Below are 17,609 nucleotides of genomic sequence, written 5' to 3'. Positions count from 1 at the left end.
GGGTCCCGACCTGGGCAGTTACTTAGCCCGCAACTCCGCCGCTGCCTGATCCAGGAACCAGGCATAGGTTTCGCGAATGCCGTCTTCCAGCCCAACGCGCGCGCGCCAGCCCATGTCGGCCAGACGGGACACATCCATCAGCTTGCGCATGGTGCCGTCCGGTTTGCTTACATCCTGAGTTATCCGCCCAGTGTAGCCGGTTGTTTTGGCCACCAACGCCGCCAGTTCCGCGATCGAAATATCCTCGCCACAGCCCACGTTGATGTGGCTCAGCATCGGTTGGGTGTTCGCCTCATAGACATCGCGCGGCAGGTCGAGCACGAACAGCGATGCCTCGGCCATATCGTCTACATGCAGGAATTCGCGGCGGGGTTTGCCGGTACCCCAGATCACCACTTCGTCCAGACCATCGCGCTGCGCCTCATGAAACCGGCGGATCAGGGCGGGCAGGACATGGCTGTTTTCGGGGTGGAAATTGTCACCCGGCCCATACAGGTTCGTCGGCATGACCGAGCGGTAATCGACACCGTGCTGCCGATTATAGCTCTCACAAAGTTTGATCCCGGCGATCTTGGCAACGGCGTAAGGCTCGTTTGTGGGTTCCAGCACTCCGGTCAGCAAAGCATCCTCGCGCATCGGCTGTGGCACGGCACGCGGATAGATGCACGAACTGCCCAATTGCAGAAGATGTTTCACCCCAGCGGCAAAGGCCTGATGGATCACGTTACATTCGATCATCAGGTTGTCGTAGATAAAATCCGCCGGGTAGGTGTTGTTGGCGTGGATTCCGCCAACCTTGGCAGCGGCAAGGATCACGACATCCGGGCGTTCAGCCTGCATAAAGTCGCGCACGGCAACCTGATCGGTCAGATCTACTTCGGAATGTGTACGCGTGATTAACTCAAGCGCTTCACCGGCTGCCTGACGATCCTGCAAACGGCGCAGAATTGCGCCACCTACCATGCCGCGGTGACCTGCTACGTAAATCTTGCGCATGTCGTGTTCCTCAGCCGTTTTCCAGACTTACCGGCAGTTCGTAACCATGCTCTTTCAACAGCGCATGGCGTTTCGCGGTTTTCAGGTCTTCGACAACCATTTCGGCGCACATTTCCTGCACAGTCAGTTCGGGCTCCCAGCCCAGCTTGGTTTTCGCATTCGACGGATCGCCCAGCAGTGTTTCCACCTCGGCCGGGCGGAAATATTGCGGGTCGATGCGCATGATCACGTCGCCAGGTTTCAAGGCCGGCGCGTTTTCCCCTTCAATCGACGTGACGGTTGCGATTTCATCCACGCCGTCGCCCGAGAATTCCAACGTGATACCCAACTCGGCAGCGGACCATTCGATGAATTGGCGGACCGAATATTGCACGCCGGTAGCAATTACGAAATCTTCGGGATTGTCCTGCTGTAGCATCAACCACTGCATCCGCACGTAGTCTTTCGCGTGGCCCCAATCCCGCAGGCTGTCGATATTGCCCATGTAAAGGCAATCTTCGAGACCTTGCGCGATATTGGCCAGACCGCGGGTGATCTTGCGGGTCACAAAGGTTTCGCCACGGCGCGGGCTTTCGTGGTTAAACAGGATCCCGTTGCAGGCATACATACCATAGGCTTCGCGATAGTTGACGGTGATCCAATAAGAATACAGCTTGGCCACCGCATATGGCGAACGGGGGTGGAACGGGGTCGTCTCACGTTGCGGCGTTTCCTGGACCAGACCATACAGCTCGGACGTGGACGCCTGATAGAAACGCGTTTTTTTCTCCAGCCCCAGAAAACGGATCGCTTCCAGCAGGCGCAGGGTTCCGATGGCGTCTACATCTGCCGTGTATTCCGGAGATTCAAAGCTGACCGCCACATGCGACTGCGCACCCAGGTTGTAAACTTCGTCCGGCTGCACCTCCTGAATGATTCTCGTCAGGTTCGACGTGTCGCTCAGATCGCCGTAATGCAGGTGCAATTTGGGGTTGGGGTCATGAGGATCTTGATAAATGTGGTCGATCCGCTGCGTGTTAAAGGACGACGCCCGGCGCTTAATCCCATGAACTTCATACCCTTTTTCCAGCAGGAATTCGGCCAGATAGGACCCATCCTGCCCGGTAATACCTGTAATCAACGCCTTTTTCGTCATCTTATTTTCCCACGAAATACTGTGTGCATCTTTTCCACCTCAGAAACAGCAAGAACTCGCGGAATGCAACCCAACGCATTAAATCACTGAAAATACTGGCGGCTATTAACCGCCAGCCTGCGTATACGTCACTATTTAACGTCAGGACGTCCCGTAGAGCGGCACATCGCTTTTAGCACCATCCGCCAGCGCTTTGCTCTGATCCCGGCGTACTTGTTCGTACAGAGCCAGCGATTGTTCAGAGAACGCCGCGCTCGGGGGGGCGACATGAACAAAGTTTGACCGTTCGTCCTGACCGCGCACCAACATGGCATAGTCTCGGTCCGCAACCAGTTGCCGGGCGTTAGGGTTGAGATAGCGGATCGCCAGACCAATTCTGCGATCACCGGATCGGTTCGGACCCGAGCCATGAATAGTCAGCCCGTGATGCAGCGACATTTGCCCAGGGGCAAGTTCGATATGGGTTTTGTCTTCGTCTGCGACATCAACGGCGACTTCCTGCCCGCGCGACAACAGGTTGGTGTCGGAATAGGTGTCGTTATGCGGCAGGATTGGGTTTTTATGACTGCCCTGTACGAAATCCATACAACCGCTTTCGACCGTGGCCGGGGACAGCGCGATCCAGGCGGTCACTTGATCCGGTGTCTCACCCATGCCCCAATAGGTCAGATCCTGATGCATGCCCACCGTGTGTTCGGTATGGGCCTCTTTGACGAAAAACTCGGCGGACCAGACCATGATATCCGGCCCCAATACGCCTTCGACCACATCCAATACCCGCGGGTCCTGTGCCACCCTCGCGGCCAAAGGTATGACCAGATGTGCGTTTACACGCTTGTAGGTGTTCAATGGCAAAGGCAGATCTGCAGATAGCCAGTCGGTCTCGAGTTGTTCGAATTCCGCGCGGATTTCGGCAATCTCATCGGGAGAAAAAACCGTCAGAGGGAACAGAAATCCGTCTTCCCAGTATTTCTTGGACTGGTTCACCGTCAAGGCGTGGGGTGAATTAGATGATTGCGGCATGAGGCACCTCTTGAATGCTGGTTCACGCAGGATAGGCCGGAACGCCACAAGGTCAGCGTGCAACCTCTTGCCCGCTAGACTAAGTTCAGCTTAGCCTGTTCTCATGTCGTCCCGTATCCCGTCCCTCAACTGGCTGCGCGTGTTCGAGGCCGCCGCCCGCACCGAAAGCTTTGCCCGCGCGGCCACGCAGTTGAACATGTCAGCTGCAGCCGTCAGCCAGCAGGTGAAAGCGCTGGAAACGCGATTGGGCACGCCGCTGTTTCACCGCCACGCCCATGCCGTAACCCTGACCGAGGCGGGGCGGGCTTATCTGCCGTCGGTTCAACAATCGCTGCTGATGTTGGAAACCGCCACCACGGGGCTGTTCGGTGAAACGCGGGAACAGCGGTTGTTTGTGCAATCCATTCTGCTTTATGCGCACGGCATTCTGGCCGGTGGGCTGCCGGACTTTCACGCGTCGCATCCGCAGATCAGCCTGTCCTTGACCACCGGCAATCTGGTTTCAGATTTCGCCAACCAGTTCACCGATTTGCAGATCGTGTTCGGCAATCCGACGCTCTATGGCGCGGATAGTGATGTGTTGTTGCATGAACGCCTTTATCCCGTAGCCCGGCCAGATATCGCCAATCAGATTCACCACCCCCAAGATCTGTTCCGTTTCCCTTTGATCGAGGTTTCGACTCACCGCGCCAGTTGGCTGCATCTGTTCGAGACCTTACGTCTGCCGACAGGTCAGGCGCGGTTTTTCTTTGCGGATAACTCCCTGATAGCGGCCGAGATAGCGGCCAGCGGCGGTGGCATCGCACTGGCCCGCGCGCCCGCATCAGATCGGATCATGGAAATGTCGGGCCTTGTCCCCTGCCTGCCCGACATTCAAGTGGCAGGTCACGAAACCTACCATCTGGTCTATCCATCCCGCGCAGCCCTGCGGCCACCCGCGCGTGCCTTTCGCGAATGGCTGCTGGATCACAATGCGGCGGTCCAGACCCGGTAACGCCCCTGCCCTGTCACCTCGCGGATCAGGCCGCGCCGGGTGAACCGGTCGATATTGCGCTGTACCGCTGCACGTGACGCTTTTGTCAGTTCCTCGGCCAGTGGGGCCGAAACCATGGGCCAGGCAGTCAGAACGTCGATCAACAAAGGCGGTGTCCGCCCGCTCAGCCCGCTGGTTGCCTCGCGCGCGCGGTGTTCCCAAGCGCTGACCCGATCAAGATGCATCAGCGCGGCTAAGGTTGCCTGCCCTGCCCCTCTGATCCAGGCCGAAAGCTTTTCGTCTACCTCGCCAACCCCGCGCAGCGCCCCGGGACCGGACAGCGCCAAAGGCATGAACGTCGCCCCGCCCCGCCCCATCGTTGCCGCGTGGCGGGCCGCGATAATTGCGGCTTCGGTATCCTGCCCGATCCCCTGAGACAGCGCGCGCCAGGCATGGAACCCCATGGCCGCCTGTGTCACCGGATGCAAGCCTTCGGCATTGCGCATCACTTCGGCCAGATCGGCCACTGCCTCGGGGATGTCTTCGATACCTTGCGCCATGCGATCCAAAAAGGCGGTCAGGCCAATTTCCCATCCATCCGAAGACGGGCCCGGTCCGGAAGTTAAACGCCGTACCGCCCAACCGGCCCGAAACAAAGCCTGAACGTCATCACCGGTTGCACCGATCCGCAGACCGGTCCACAACGCCAGCCGGTCAACACTGATCCGGTCCCCGGTCCACCAGCCCAGATCGGATACATCCATCAGCGCCAGCCGATGCGTCCATCCATCCGGTCCGGCCCGCAACCTCTCATCCAAAGCACCGAAAATTGCCGCTAGGTCGGCCAGTTCAAAAGACAGCTCGGCCTGAGCCGCACGCCAATCGCGCGGATCGAACAGCAAACGGCGATCCATTTTCGGGCCCGGGGGCAAAAAATCCTCGACCGCCTCTTCATCTTCGGGTGGCAGAAACCACAAATCGTCATCTTCGGGCGGGTCCACGTCATAGATACTGGGAGGACCAACCGCATCGGCGTCCTCATCCGGATCAGGCATGACGGGCTTTTTCTTCATACCCATTATATTTCGAGGATTTGCCTCGCTTCACAAGGCGTTTTTGCGCATTACGCGTTTAACCCGCAAAACTTTCAGTAAGAAAATCCAGCTGACCGCTCAGATCGGTCTGATCGTTACTCCCGATCAGCATGTAGCCATATCCGTCCTGCGCCCAGTTGGCTGTGGCCAGACCGCTCAGCACGGCCTGTTGCACATCCTTGTTCGGCGCGCCCTCACCCTGTCGGATGACACAAAAGGCAAAAGGCCGACCTTCCGCATCGGCAAACACCACCTGAACCAACGGCTTGCCCTTAAATGACAGGACCTGCGCGCGTTTCAGCTCCATCCCCGGCAGGGTTTCAAGCTCTTCGCGGTTCAACGACCGACCCAGCTGTGCCTCAGCCTGCGCGAACTGCTTGTCTAAAGCCTGAGAGGAACTGTCCAGCGACGCAATCGTCTCTGGCACATAGAGCGACTGGTAAATCGCTGCCTGTTGAACCCAGCCCAGCGGCTCGGGGCGCGTCGCCCAAAAGGTCGCCGACGCGGCAATGATCGCGACCGAAGCCGCAACGGCAAGCAGACGCAGCCCATCACCGGCTCGCACGACCGGGACCACCGGCTGTGGCAAATCAACCTGGGGCGTTTCCACTGGCACACGTTCGAAAACCGCCTGCACCACAGGTGCGAACGGGTCCAGCGCCATCAGGCGCTGTTCCAATGCGGGATCGGCCTCAACCGCGCTTTCGATCGCGGCGGCTTCAGCCTCATCCAGTTTGCCTTCCAGATACGCCAACAGCGTCTCATCGGAAAACTTCATTTGCCACTCCGTCGAACGGTGTCTGCCGCCTCATGCTGCATCACAGTTTTCAGTTTCTGCCGGGCATTGGACAACCGGCTCATGATAGTTCCTATCGGCACCTCCAGCAACGCAGCAGCTTCGCGGTAGCTATAGCCCTCGACGAACACAAGTACGACCGTCTCCCGCTGCGCCTCTGGCAGCTGCATCACTTGTGTAAACACTTCAGTGGCGAAAATATTCGTTTCTGAATCGTTTCCGGGTGCAATTAAGTCTGCTTCGGGTGTCACGGACAGCGCCTGCGCCTTGCGCACCGAACGCGCCCGCACCTCATTCAACCAGATCGAGCGGCAGATCGTCATCAGCCAGCTATCCAGCCGGTCATGTGACGTGACCTGGTGGTGTCGTTCCAACGCGCGCAGACATGTGGATTGTAGCAGATCGTCGGCCACGTCGGATGCGCCGGACAGTGCCAGCCCAAACCGCCAGACGCGTTTCGAATGCATCTGGATTGCGCCGCGCACGGCCTGTTCCGAACTAATCTCACCACCCATCGAATAAATCGCGACCTGTGTGTGTTTGCTTTCCACGGACCGGGCCCGCGGGGTCAGGACTGACATAACCCGAGGAGGAAAGAAATGAAACTTCTGTTGAAGGCAGTCACGATTGCGTCGGCAATTGTTGCAACCCCGGCGCTGGCGGACGGCTGGACCCTTGTCCCCGAAGGATCGCATCTGGCCTATGGGACCATCAAGAAAGACACAGTGGGCGAGGTCAATTCCTTCACCAACCTCAGCGGTCATGTCAGCCCGGACGGCAAGGCCGAGATTCAGATCGACCTGTTCTCGGTCGAGACCAATATCGACATCCGTAACGAACGGATGATCGAGTACGTGTTTCGCAAAGCAGGTACTGCGGCGCTGACGGCCACGTTTGACATGGCCGAAGTCTCAAGTCTGGGTATTGGCGAAACCACCACCGTCGATACCAAGGCCGTGTTGTCCCTGGCTGGAACGGATGTGGCCTTCGACGCCGAGATGTTTGTGGCCCGCCTTTCTGAGTCCTCGGTGATGGTGTCGACCAACGACATGGTGTTCATCAGCGCCGAAGACGCAGGCGTCAATGCTGGGGTCGACAAACTGATGGAGTTGGCCAGCCTGCCCGGTATCACTCGCACGGTTCCGGTGACGGCCCGGCTGATCTTCAACTTGGATGGCGAACAGGCTGCGGTTGCCCCTGCTGCCCCGGTTGGCGTCGCCGCAGTGGAAGGAGACATCAAGGCGGGTAAGAAAGTGTTCCGCAAATGCAGCGCCTGCCACAAGCTTGAGCAAGACCGCCACACTGTCGGTCCGTCACTGCACGGTGTTATCGGCGCTACAGCCGGTCAGGCGGACGGGTTCCGGTATTCGGCCCAATTGCAAGAGTCGGGCATTGTCTGGACCGCTGACACCCTGACTGCGTTCCTTTCTGACCCGCGCAGAACGATTCCCGGTAACAAGATGCAGTTTCCCGGCCTGAAAAAAGACGAAGATATCACCAACCTGATCGCCTATCTGCAGGCCGAAGCGCAGGGCTGAACCCGAACCCGGCGAAAACCGGGTTCCCTTTGCCCGCTCTGCCACGCTATCCCTTGTCTCAGCCACGATGAGGGAGAAGCAGGGCATGAGCGAAACGGTCAAATTGTCATTGGACGAAATCCGAGACCTCAGCCTTTCTATTTTGACCACATCTGGTTTCGGGCCAGACCATGCCGCAGCGATCGCCGATACGCTAACCACCTGTCAAATCGACGATTGCCAGTCACATGGATTGTTCCGCCTGTTCATGTGCGCTGACACGATAAAAGCGGGGCAGATCGATGGGCATGTAGATCCAATCCTTGAACCGTCGGAAAACGCAGTCGTTCGGGTTGATGCGCAGGGCGGGATGTCCCTGCTGGCGTTCGAAAAAGCGCTGCCGGTTTTGATCGAGAAAACCCGCACCCACGGCATCGCCGCCATGGCGATCAACCGGTGTTTCCATTTCTCGGCACTCTGGCCCGAGGTGGAGCGTCTGTCCGCGGTCGGTCTGGCGGCGATGGCGATGGGCCCAAGCCACGCCTGGGTCGCCCCCGCCGGTGGCACGCGCGGCAGCCTTGGCACCAACCCGCTGGCCTTCAGCTGGCCTCGCCAGAATAAAGACCCGTTTACCTTCGATTTCGCCACCAGCGCCTTTGCCCGGGGAGAGATCGAACTATACCACCGCGCAGGCAAGCCCCTGCCCGAAGGTGTCGCCATCGACAAACACGGCAACCCGACCACCGATCCACAGGCCGCGATGGACGGTGCGATGCTGACCTTTGGCAGCTACAAGGGCTCGGCCCTGTCGATTATGATCGAACTGCTGGCCGGTCCGCTAATCGATGATCTGACCAGTCTGGAAAGCATGGAATTCGCCGATGGCGCCGGCGGCGCACCTTATCACGGGGAAATCCTGCTGGCCTTCGATCCTGCGCAATTCAGCGGCGGTCGAGTCGATGAGAATGACGCGCGGGCCGAGCGATTGTTCGCCGATATCACCGATCAGGGCGCGCGTCTGCCGTCGCAACGGCGCTTTGCCGCGCGGGCCCGCAACACCGAACGTGGCTATGTTGAGGTTGCCAAGACCCTGTACGACGACCTGCAGGCTTTGGCCGAACAGGCGTAGGCACGCTAAAGCCTCTTTCCCTTGGCGGTGTGGCTGGCTAAGAAGTCCCTCCAGACATATTCAGGAGGCCCCCTTGGACCGCATCGCCCGCACCATCGCCACCGAAATCAATGCCCGCCCCGAACAGGTGGGGGCCGCGGTGAAATTGCTGGACGAAGGGGCCACCGTGCCTTTTGTCGCCCGCTACCGCAAAGAGGTGACGGGTGGGCTGGACGACACCCAACTGCGCACCCTGTCTGACCGCCTGACCTATCTGCGCGAACTGGAAGCGCGGCGCGAGACGATCCTGGGCTCGATCAAAGATCAGGGCAAGCTGACCGACGATCTGGTCAAATCCATCGCGCAGGCCGATACCAAGGCGCAGCTGGAAGACATTTACCTGCCCTACAAACCCAAGCGCCGCACCAAGGCGATGATTGCCCGCGAGAATGGGTTGGAACCGCTGGCGGATGCCATTCTGACGGATCGGTCGGCTGACCCAGAAATTCTGGCGCAGGGCTATGTCACCGAAGCAGTGGCAACCGTCAAGGACGCGCTGAACGGCGCGCGTGACATCATCACCGAACGGCTGACCGAAAACGCCGCCCTACTGGGTGAGCTGCGCAATTTCATGCAGCGCGAGGCCCTGCTGACTTCAAAGGTAATTGAAGGCAAGGAACAGGAAGGCGCGAAGTTCAGCGACTATTTCAGCCATTCGGAGCCTTGGGCAAAAGCCCCGTCGCATCGTGCGTTGGCGATGCTGCGGGCCTCGAAAGAGGGGATCGTGACACTGGATATCGCGCCCGATCCCGAAACCGGCGCCGCCCGTGCCGAAGCGATTGTCGCCGCGCAACTTCACACACGTGGAGACGGTCCCGGAGATCTGTGGCTACGTAAAGTGGCGGGTTGGACTTGGCGGGTTAAGTTGTCGTTGTCGATGATGGTCGAGCTGATGGCGGATCTGCGCGGCCGAGCGCAGGATGAAGCAATTGATGTTTTCTCGCGCAATCTTAAAGACTTACTATTTGCTGCACCGGCGGGTGCCAAGGCAACCCTGGGTCTGGACCCCGGCATTCGAACTGGCGTCAAAGCTGCGGTGGTTGATGCCACAGGTAAAGTGGTCGCGACCGATACGCTTTATCCGTTTCAACCCAAGAACGATCTACGCGGCGCGCAGGCCACCATTCTGAACCTGATCGCTGCGCACGAGATTGAACTGATCGCCATCGGCAATGGCACCGCCAGCCGGGAAACCGAGAAGCTTGTGGGTGATACGCTGAAACTGCTGCCAAAAGCTGTTTCGGCCCCGACCAAGGTTGTTGTGTCCGAGGCTGGCGCATCGGTCTATTCCGCCTCAGAACTGGCGGCGCGCGAATTCCCGGATCTTGACGTGTCGTTACGCGGTGCGGTTTCCATCGCTCGTCGGCTGCAGGACCCGCTGGCCGAACTGGTTAAGATCGAACCTAAATCCATTGGGGTCGGCCAATACCAGCATGACGTGGACCAGCACAGGCTGTCGCAATCTTTGGCATCGGTGATCGAAGATGTGGTGAACGCAGTGGGGGTTGATCTGAACACGGCCTCAGCCCCCCTGCTCTCTCATGTCTCGGGGTTGGGGCCAGGCTTGGCCGAAGCAATTGTCATGCATCGCGACATGAATGGCGCATTTCAATCACGTAAAGAGCTGCTGAAGGTCGCCCGCCTTGGCCCGCGCGCTTATGAGCAAAGTGCAGGCTTTTTGCGCATACGCGACGGGTCGGAACCTCTGGACGCCTCTTCAGTTCACCCCGAGGCCTATGACGTGGCCCGCCGGGTTGTTTCGGCCTGCGGGCGCGACATCCGTCAGATCATGGGTCACGACGGAGCGCTAAAGGGGTTACGCGCAGAACAATTCGTCGACGACACCTTCGGCTTGCCGACTGTGCGCGACATCTTTGCCGAGCTGGAAAAGCCTGGCCGAGACCCCCGCCCCAGTTTTGTCACCGCCTCGTTCACCGACGGTGTCGAAGACATCACCGACCTGAAACCGGGCATGGTGTTGGAAGGCACAGTGACAAATGTCGCCGCCTTTGGCGCTTTTGTGGATATCGGGGTGCATCAGGACGGGCTGGTCCATGTCAGCCAATTGGCCGACCGCTTTGTCAAAGACCCGCACGAGGTGGTCAAGACCGGACAGGTCGTCAAGGTCACCGTGGTCGAGGTGGATGTTCCCCGCAAGCGGATTGGCCTAACCATGCGCAAGGATGGCGGAACATCAGCTCGCGAAGATCGGGCCAGTCGAGGACCAAAAAAGAACTCCGGCCTGTCAAAACCCAAAAGATCGCAACGCGCAAAATCTGATAGTAATGCGCATAACAGCGCATTTGCGGATGCGTTGAAATCTGCGATGAAGGACCGTTGATGAAAACGGGCATTCACAGCCTTTGCCTTTGACGCCTAGGCGAAGGCGTCCGGCTCAAGCTCTTCCCAAAATTCAAAGATGGCATTGGCGTTCAGACCAGAACGCCAGCCATGGGCGCGGAAGTGTTCCCGGTCCAGATCATTGTCGAGCCCTGCCACAAACAAGCGTTTGTCCGCATCCCGCTGGGTTGGGTTTCGCCGCGAAACCAGTTCTTCAACGATAGACAGCTTTCGCGACCGCTCGGTACGCTCAGCCACTCGGGCTGCATAAGCCTGATCTTCTAGCGCCTTCTCGACGTCCCGTATGCGCGCGGCCTCGACGGCTTCGGGGCTGGGTTCAGGCAGAGAATCGTTTTCCGGCGGTTGATAGTCGTCGCGCAAGGCGGCGGACAAATATCCAACCGTTGATTTCACATCCCCCTGCCCGCTTACATAATCCAATTTTTGTTGCACATAGTCTTCACCATGTTCCGCAATCCACTGTCGCGCCAACCGGTCGGACACCCCTTGCTTACGGAGCGTCTTGTAAACTTGCAGATTGCGGACGCCATCGCTGTCATCGATTTCGAACATCGCCTTCTGTGGATTACCTTTGATCAGAAACCGGATATCCGTAACCGTGCGGCCCTTTTTTTGAAACTGTGGCTCTATCAGTATGTCCGAACTTTTATTCACCTCAGCCACGGCGGGTTTGATGATCTTGGCGTTGAGGTGTTTGAAGCTGCCGTAATAGTCGCTGCCGTCTACCCCCATGAGTTTGCGGAACACGTCCAGCGCCCACCAGCCCGTAGAACCGGTTCTGACGAACCTATAACAATTCTCATACAGCGCCAGGCCATGCCCAGAGCTAAAGTTCCTTTGGATCTGCACATTGATCAGGGCATAGATTTTCGGATCATAGAGCTTTTGGGCCAGCGCCGGGGAGTAGGCGTATTCACAGACCCCGTTCTTCAGCTTGGCGAAGCTGAGCAATGAGGACACGCCCCACTCTTGTCTGCCCTGCTCATCCAACATATCCCACTCCGCGACGGTCTCGGCCAGCGCTCGCAAACTCGCCCGCAGCGTATCGAAGTCGTTTGAATTATAGCCGACCATCATCGCAAGCGTCCGCGCGTCGATAGTATGTGTCTGTGCTGAGGTCAGTGCGTCATACGCGTTCAACAACAGGACATTCGAGAGCTTACGCTGCAAAAGCGTAAGCTTGCCGCTGATGTGAATCGCGGCGACGTTTTTCTTGACCGTCTCCCGGCGCAATGCACCAGAGAGCTGATCCATATCCAATTGTGTATCCGGCATGATTCTGCCTGGCTGCTCGTTTTGGTATTTCTTGCACAAAAAGTACCCATGGATCAATTCTATTTGGGTACCCAAATACAGGAAAGAGGGAATCCTGTATCTGGGTACCTGACCTGAAAATCCTCGCAGTTATCCACAGAACCGGATCGAGGGTCGCCCATTTAGAGGGTTTTACATGTACTGCGACCCGGCGAAAAACGAAAATTTAGGGTCTAATCTGGTCGAAATTTCAGCGTCCTGCGAATCGGCCCCCTTCTTCCTGAAACTCGGCACTCGGCAACCTGTAGACGGGTACCTTTGATACCGGAATCTGGTCCCTTTCATACCGTAAACAGGTGCTGAAGTGAATTTAAGTTGTTGGCTTTAAACATTATTTTTCTCGTAAAGATTCTAAAACATCTAAAATAAATAAACTTTTTGTTGGCTCTGGTGTTGCCTATTTTACTGGTTTCGTGGCGAAACCAACTCAGAGGGGCTTATTCTGTGGAAAACTCTCACTCTGAGGATAGCGTCATTAGAAAATGTTCGCTATGTTGGGCAATATACGCCGCTAAGGCGAACATTACCCGAGGCATCGACAGTGAATAAATCTAACCAACCTCCTCTGCCGCCCTATTTGAATCTGGATCCAGAGCTAGCAGCGCAAAAGTTGCCTGATCCTATCGGAACTTCTCGATTCGCCAAAGCGGCTACATTCTGCGCAAAAGGGCGCGAAGACCTGGCGCGACGTGGGTATGCTCCGGACGGCGAAAAAAGACTGCGTAGATTTTCCATCTGGGAGATCACCAAATACCTGATCCCGGTTGCACCGGCGCATCTGCGACGGGTGCTCAAAGCCAATCCCGAATTGCCGCAGGGTGAAGGCGAGGCTGGCTCCAAGTGGTTTTCGCTGGAGGAAGTACTGACCCTCCGACAACACTTTGCAGCCGAGGGTGTCAGCACCAAGGAATATCTGCCGTACCGACCAGATGGCCTTCCTGCAAAGGTGGTTGCTGTGGCCAATTTCAAAGGTGGCGTTGGTAAGACATCAACTGCTGCGCATCTGGCAATGTCAGCTGCGCTGGACGGATATAAAGTATTGGTTATAGATCTGGATAGCCAGGGCTCGATGACCTCAATTCTAGGTGGAAGTGTTGCAGATGAATGGCAAACGGTTTTTCCACTTATAGCCAAAGATTACGCGCGTGCCGTACAAGAGGAAAACCGGGTCCGCAATGCGGCTGGGCAGCCTGAAATCCCCCTGGATGAAACGCTGCAAGAAGCGCTCAATACCCTGCCCCGCGATGTTATTCAGAAAACGCATTGGCCCAATATCGACCTGATTGGCGCCCAGTTGAACCTGTATTGGGCCGAGTTTCAGATACCCGTTTGGCGCATGGGTTTGCGCAGTTGGCCGCTTTGGGATGGTTTGACCAACTTTCTGCAGGATGAAGGTGTGTTGAACGATTACGACATTGTTTTCCTCGATACGCCTCCTGCACTTGGGTACCTAACGATCAACGCGCTGGCTGCAGCTGATATTTTGCTTGTGCCGTTGGGGGCCTCGTTTCTTGAATTTGATTCAACAGGCCGGTTCTTTGACATGCTCTACACGACTTTTGCCAGCATCGAGGACGGTGAGAACGCGGCGCAAAGGGCGGCTGGTTTACCCGAGCTCAAGTTTGAATGGGACGTGGTCAGGGCCATAATCACTCGGTTTGATGCCAGCCAGCAAACCGATATGGCAAATGTGATTCAGGCCTATTTCGGGGACTTCATGAATGCATACCGTCAGGACTATACCGCTCTGGTTGGTCAGGCGGGTGAGCAGGTCAACGGTATCTATGAAGCGGATTACAGGGACTTCAATCGCGATACGTATGTACGAGGTCGGGAAACATTCGACCGGACCTATGCCGAATTCAAGCAGGTCTTGATCGGCTGCTGGTGGCGCGACGCTCAGATGGAAGGAAACGCAGATGGCTAAACGCAGAAGACTGACCGCTCCGGACACGTCAGAATTGGAACAGCTTGAGGCTGGTTTCGCGGCGAAACCGTCGATCAGCCCGTTTGAAACTAAGTCATCGACGCCTCCGATTGCACAGGTCGCGGCTGAGGCTGCAACGCTCAACGGCATGGCAGCGGTGACCGATCGCCTTGCTCTGGCGCAGGATCAAGGTGACGCAGCTCGATGGCGCGATGCGCAGGATGCCGGACTGGTGGCGGAAATGCTGTCGCTGGATCAGATTGATGCCGATTTCATTCGTCGCGACCGAATGGTTGAAGATGAAGAAGCCATGGCGGAACTTTTGGAGTCCTTGCGCGTTCACGGGTTGCGCACACCAATTGAGGTCACGCGTGACGGCGAAGGTTATGGGTTGATTTCTGGCTTCCGGCGATTGAATGCCTTCAGGCGCCTGGCCGAGACTGATCCGGGGTTTTCTGAAATCCCAGCCTTTGTCCGAGAGGCTGGTTCGGGGCAGGGCGCCTATGTCTCAATGGTCGAGGAAAACGAACTTAGGGCAAATCTCAGCCCTTATGAACGTGGACGCATTGCGGTTTTGGCCGCAGGACAGGGGGTATTTGCATCAACCGAAGCCGCTGTTGACGTTTTGTTTGCTGCTGCGTCCAAGGCAAAACGATCCAAGGTTCGTAGTTTTGCGGTGGTACACGAAGCACTTGGTGACTTGTTGCAGCACCCGGTCGCCCTGTCCGAAAAAGCAGGGCTGAAACTAGCGGCCGCATTGCGGGAGGGGGCACAACCCCAATTGCGTCAGGCTTTGGCCGAGGTGGGCGAGCTGGACCAAAAATCGGAATGGGCGTTGCTGGAAGCCGCCCTAAAGACGTCACCTGCCCCTGTGAAAGACAAGGCGAGGGGAGGGCGTCCGCAACAGGTTCAGCGCCTGGCTCCGGTGGCGTTGACCGGAGGCAGCGACATTCTGGCCGAAGTGTCCGCAGGCGAATTGCGCCTTCGTATTCGTGGAATGGATATCCCTGCCGAAGACGCGCAGAACATCGTTGAACGATTGGCCGATTACCTGCGTGAGTTTCGCGGCGAAACATAAAGCGGGAAGGTGAGATAGGACCGCATACTAAGACCAGCTATGTGGTGCTCAAAATGACTTATTTTTGCGCACCATTGGGGCCGAGCGTCTAGCGCCTTAGGAAGCTGGGGTTCCACGTATTGTGCCAACGGTTATGAGGATCATGCCGTAATTGTATGAAACGGGAACTTGGTTTTCAGGACGTCAAACGGGACGGGTTCGGAATGGCTGACCGCCGTCCGATCAACTTACCGTCAAGCCGTTCGGCGCTGGGTCTTTCCTGATCCGAAATCCAGCGTGCGAGGGCAACGGCGGCTTTCTCGCCCATTTGAGACACCGGCAAATGCACTGTGGTGATGGCAGGCACTGCGACAGCAGAACTGGGCAGATCGTCGACCCCAACCAGAGAGATATCGTCGGGCACGCGGACATCCTCGGCCTGAAGACCGAACAAAACCCCCAAGGCAACGACATCTGACAGGCACAAAATGGCGTCCGGTTTTTGAGCCTGTCCGCAGATGTGTTTGGCACTTTCCGCGCCGCCGCGATGGCTGATCTCGGTCTCGTAGCAGGTTAGCTCTCCGGCCCAGGGCAGGTCGTGCAGCCCGGAAAGACGTGCGCGTGTTCGGTCATTATCATGCACCGGACCGTGTACAACAGCTATGTGGCGATGCCCAAGGTCGGCAAGATGCTGCAGGGCAAGCTGAGCCACCGCCTCGTTGTCATACCCGATGGTCGGCAGAGGGTTTGTTGCGTCATAAAAGGATGTGATGATCGTCGGCAGCATCGTCCGATCAATCAAGTCGTGCAGTGCGTCGCTGTGGGTGGCACCTGTGATAATCAGACCTTCGGCTCCGATATCAACAAGGCTTTGCGCTTTCTCGGCTTCGATTTCGAGGTCCGAGTTCGTTGTCGCAACGACAAGGGACAATTGGTGTTCGGACAGCTCACGCTCTAGCGCGGCAAGGAACCGGGCAAAGATCGCATTGTCGAGCGTTGGCACCAAAGCTCCGACAAATCGGGTGCGGCCGGAATTGATCGCCCGTGCGGCGGCGCTGGGTACGAATTTCAACGCGTCAATGGCAGCCTGGACTTTCTCAAGCGTGTCTTTCTTCACCACGCCTGGTTCATTGAGAACACGAGACACCGTTGCGACCGATACACCCGCCGCTTTGGCGACGTCTCTGAGATTTGCGCGTTTTTTGGGTTCAAGGCTTCTTGGCTTCACCGTTTTCTGGGTCCGTTTCTGCGGTCGTATAAGAAAGTGTTGACATATGTAACTAGTTTCAGCAACCTTTGTAACTAGTTACATTTTGGCTATCTGGCTGCACCATGCACGGATCATCAGTCTTACATACGTTCGCGAATACGGGGTTTAACGGCCTTGGCCGGCGGTTTCCGGGCTTTCCGAAAATCTCAGATGCGCGTACGCATATCCTGGCCCCGCGCGAGGCGTTGCAACTGAAAATGTCCGCTGGGGATTTGCTGTCGATAGAAGGGGTTGGCCCGGCGCAACTTCTGGATTTGACGGCATTTGACGAAGTTGGGCAACCAATGTTGGCAACCTTGGGGCTTACTGCAAACGGACAGATCGCAGCGGGCGACTTTGATAGTGCCCAATTTTCAGGATGGATTGCTGCACAGGGCGGGGGGGAACCGGTTCCCGGACACAGGTTGGATCAAGTGACCGATCCGGTGATTCTGCGCGCCGACACGTCCGTTACGGTCTGGGTGATCCGTCCCATTGTGCGTTCGGGGTTGATCGAAGGTGCAGGGGCCGGATGCGTTACGGTTCAACACAAATCATCCGCTGCGCAAGACCCGCACCTGCCACCTTTGCTGGGTGATACACGGGATGAATTCACCGTACCGCGGGGCAGGGCAGTTGCCTATGAACTGAAGGCAGGAGAATTTGTTCAGATCATCGACGTCGAAGGCCAGCAGTGTTCAGATTTCATGGCGCTGCGCGCTGATGGGTTGGATTGTGGTGACGAATGGATGATCGACTCGACCGCCACCCGCTCGATGGTGCGTCGTGCATTCCCGGGGCCCGGGTTGCTGGACAAGTTTTTTGATCGCGAGATGCGTCCGCTGTTGAATGTCATACAGGATACCTGCGGGCGGCATGACACTTTCGGTCTGGCTTGCACCGCACGCGGGTATGAGGAGCGGGGGTTTCCCGGTCATCTGAATTGTTCCGACAACATGTCGAATGCCTTGGCCCCGTATGGCGTCGCACGGCGTGCGG

15 protein-coding genes are annotated in these 17,609 nt (G+C 57.4%); 7 read left to right on the top strand and 8 right to left on the bottom strand.

All coding sequences use genetic code 11. From position 1 onward, the window contains the following. Positions 1–18: 18 nt before the first annotated feature. The 3 genes from fcl to ACR0M2_RS15365 form a co-directional block, all read right to left on the bottom strand. Positions 19–996: a GDP-L-fucose synthase gene (gene fcl / locus ACR0M2_RS15375; RefSeq protein ID WP_226689422.1), complete on the bottom strand. Its 978-nt coding sequence runs from the start codon at positions 994–996 to the stop codon at positions 19–21. Between the two features lie 10 nt (positions 997–1,006). Continuing rightward, positions 1,007–2,131, bottom strand: coding sequence for a GDP-mannose 4,6-dehydratase (gmd, locus tag ACR0M2_RS15370; protein ID WP_170349978.1), 1,125 nt, complete (start codon positions 2,129–2,131; stop codon positions 1,007–1,009). A 141-nt stretch (positions 2,132–2,272) separates the two neighbouring features. Then, entirely contained in the window at positions 2,273–3,154 is an 882-nt protein-coding gene (locus tag ACR0M2_RS15365; protein WP_480705856.1) for a phytanoyl-CoA dioxygenase family protein, read from the bottom strand. Between the two features lie 103 nt (positions 3,155–3,257). On the opposite strand from ACR0M2_RS15365, the gene ACR0M2_RS15360 reads away from it, so the two are divergent. Further along, on the top strand, positions 3,258–4,148 hold the full coding sequence (locus tag ACR0M2_RS15360; protein WP_480705854.1) for a LysR substrate-binding domain-containing protein: 891 nt from the start codon (positions 3,258–3,260) through the stop codon (positions 4,146–4,148). Here ACR0M2_RS15360 and ACR0M2_RS15355 read toward each other — a convergent pair. Genes ACR0M2_RS15355 through ACR0M2_RS15345 form a run of 3 tightly spaced genes read right to left on the bottom strand, consistent with a single transcriptional unit; the run spans position 4,121 to position 6,568 of the window. Then, positions 4,121–5,200: a helix-turn-helix domain-containing protein gene (locus ACR0M2_RS15355; protein WP_480706064.1), complete on the bottom strand. Its 1,080-nt coding sequence runs from the start codon at positions 5,198–5,200 to the stop codon at positions 4,121–4,123. The genes ACR0M2_RS15360 and ACR0M2_RS15355 overlap by 28 nt on opposite strands. Positions 5,201–5,258: 58 nt before the next feature. Next, positions 5,259–5,999, bottom strand: a complete 741-nt coding sequence (locus ACR0M2_RS15350) for a hypothetical protein (RefSeq protein ID WP_480705852.1) — start codon at positions 5,997–5,999, stop codon at positions 5,259–5,261. Continuing rightward, positions 5,996–6,568: an RNA polymerase sigma factor gene (locus ACR0M2_RS15345; protein ID WP_226689425.1), complete on the bottom strand. Its 573-nt coding sequence runs from the start codon at positions 6,566–6,568 to the stop codon at positions 5,996–5,998. Before ACR0M2_RS15345 ends, ACR0M2_RS15350 begins: the two co-directional genes overlap by 4 nt. A 48-nt stretch (positions 6,569–6,616) precedes the next feature. Here ACR0M2_RS15345 and ACR0M2_RS15340 point away from each other — a divergent pair, with 48 nt between their 5' ends. The 3 genes from ACR0M2_RS15340 (at position 6,617) to ACR0M2_RS15330 (ending at position 11,043) form a co-directional block, all read left to right on the top strand. Beyond that, complete coding sequence (locus tag ACR0M2_RS15340) at positions 6,617–7,555, top strand: c-type cytochrome (RefSeq protein ID WP_480705850.1); 939 nt, start codon at positions 6,617–6,619, stop codon at positions 7,553–7,555. 85 nt (positions 7,556–7,640) lie between these two features. After that, positions 7,641–8,663, top strand: a complete 1,023-nt coding sequence (locus ACR0M2_RS15335; protein ID WP_480705849.1) for an Ldh family oxidoreductase — start codon at positions 7,641–7,643, stop codon at positions 8,661–8,663. Positions 8,664–8,736: 73 nt separating this feature from the next. Continuing rightward, the gene (locus tag ACR0M2_RS15330) at positions 8,737–11,043 is read left to right on the top strand and encodes a Tex family protein (RefSeq protein WP_480705847.1); all 2,307 of its coding nucleotides are present in this window, start codon (positions 8,737–8,739) and stop codon (positions 11,041–11,043) included. 35 nt (positions 11,044–11,078) lie between these two features. On the opposite strand, the gene ACR0M2_RS15325 is transcribed toward ACR0M2_RS15330, so the two are convergent. Then, complete coding sequence (locus tag ACR0M2_RS15325; protein ID WP_170394840.1) at positions 11,079–12,338, bottom strand: replication initiation protein; 1,260 nt, start codon at positions 12,336–12,338, stop codon at positions 11,079–11,081. Positions 12,339–12,918: 580 nt separating this feature from the next. On the opposite strand from ACR0M2_RS15325, the gene ACR0M2_RS15320 reads away from it, so the two are divergent. Both ACR0M2_RS15320 and ACR0M2_RS15315 read left to right on the top strand, forming a co-directional pair. Next, on the top strand, positions 12,919–14,304 hold the full coding sequence (locus ACR0M2_RS15320) for an AAA family ATPase (protein ID WP_170349970.1): 1,386 nt from the start codon (positions 12,919–12,921) through the stop codon (positions 14,302–14,304). Then, the gene (locus ACR0M2_RS15315) at positions 14,297–15,382 is read left to right on the top strand and encodes a ParB/RepB/Spo0J family partition protein (RefSeq protein ID WP_480705844.1); all 1,086 of its coding nucleotides are present in this window, start codon (positions 14,297–14,299) and stop codon (positions 15,380–15,382) included. Before ACR0M2_RS15320 ends, ACR0M2_RS15315 begins: the two co-directional genes overlap by 8 nt. 175 nt (positions 15,383–15,557) lie before the next feature. Here ACR0M2_RS15315 and ACR0M2_RS15310 read toward each other — a convergent pair whose 3' ends face one another. Beyond that, a complete protein-coding gene (locus tag ACR0M2_RS15310; RefSeq protein WP_480705842.1) occupies positions 15,558–16,589 on the bottom strand; it encodes a LacI family DNA-binding transcriptional regulator in 1,032 nt (343 codons plus the stop codon). A 104-nt stretch (positions 16,590–16,693) separates the two neighbouring features. Here ACR0M2_RS15310 and ACR0M2_RS15305 point away from each other — a divergent pair. Next, on the top strand, positions 16,694–17,609 hold a 916-nt coding region (locus tag ACR0M2_RS15305; RefSeq protein ID WP_480705841.1), incomplete at its 3' end, for a DUF1989 domain-containing protein.

This window comes from Ruegeria sp. BE10, from assembly GCF_056538905.1.
This window is presented reverse-complemented; position numbering and strand designations above follow the sequence as displayed.

Excerpts from the sequence above, each read along its gene's own strand:
- fcl (WP_226689422.1), bottom strand. The coding sequence starts at position 996 with ATGCGCAAGATTTACGTAGCAGGTCACCGCGGCATGGTAGGTGGCGCA.
- gmd (WP_170349978.1), bottom strand. The coding sequence starts at position 2,131 with ATGACGAAAAAGGCGTTGATTACAGGTATTACCGGGCAGGATGGGTCC.
- ACR0M2_RS15365 (WP_480705856.1), bottom strand. The coding sequence starts at position 3,154 with ATGCCGCAATCATCTAATTCACCCCACGCCTTGACGGTGAACCAGTCC.
- ACR0M2_RS15360 (WP_480705854.1), top strand. The coding sequence starts at position 3,258 with ATGTCGTCCCGTATCCCGTCCCTCAACTGGCTGCGCGTGTTCGAGGCC.
- ACR0M2_RS15355 (WP_480706064.1), bottom strand. The coding sequence starts at position 5,200 with ATGAAGAAAAAGCCCGTCATGCCTGATCCGGATGAGGACGCCGATGCG.
- ACR0M2_RS15350 (WP_480705852.1), bottom strand. The coding sequence starts at position 5,999 with ATGAAGTTTTCCGATGAGACGCTGTTGGCGTATCTGGAAGGCAAACTG.
- ACR0M2_RS15340 (WP_480705850.1), top strand. The coding sequence starts at position 6,617 with ATGAAACTTCTGTTGAAGGCAGTCACGATTGCGTCGGCAATTGTTGCA.
- ACR0M2_RS15335 (WP_480705849.1), top strand. The coding sequence starts at position 7,641 with ATGAGCGAAACGGTCAAATTGTCATTGGACGAAATCCGAGACCTCAGC.
- ACR0M2_RS15325 (WP_170394840.1), bottom strand. The coding sequence starts at position 12,338 with ATGCCGGATACACAATTGGATATGGATCAGCTCTCTGGTGCATTGCGC.
- ACR0M2_RS15315 (WP_480705844.1), top strand. The coding sequence starts at position 14,297 with ATGGCTAAACGCAGAAGACTGACCGCTCCGGACACGTCAGAATTGGAA.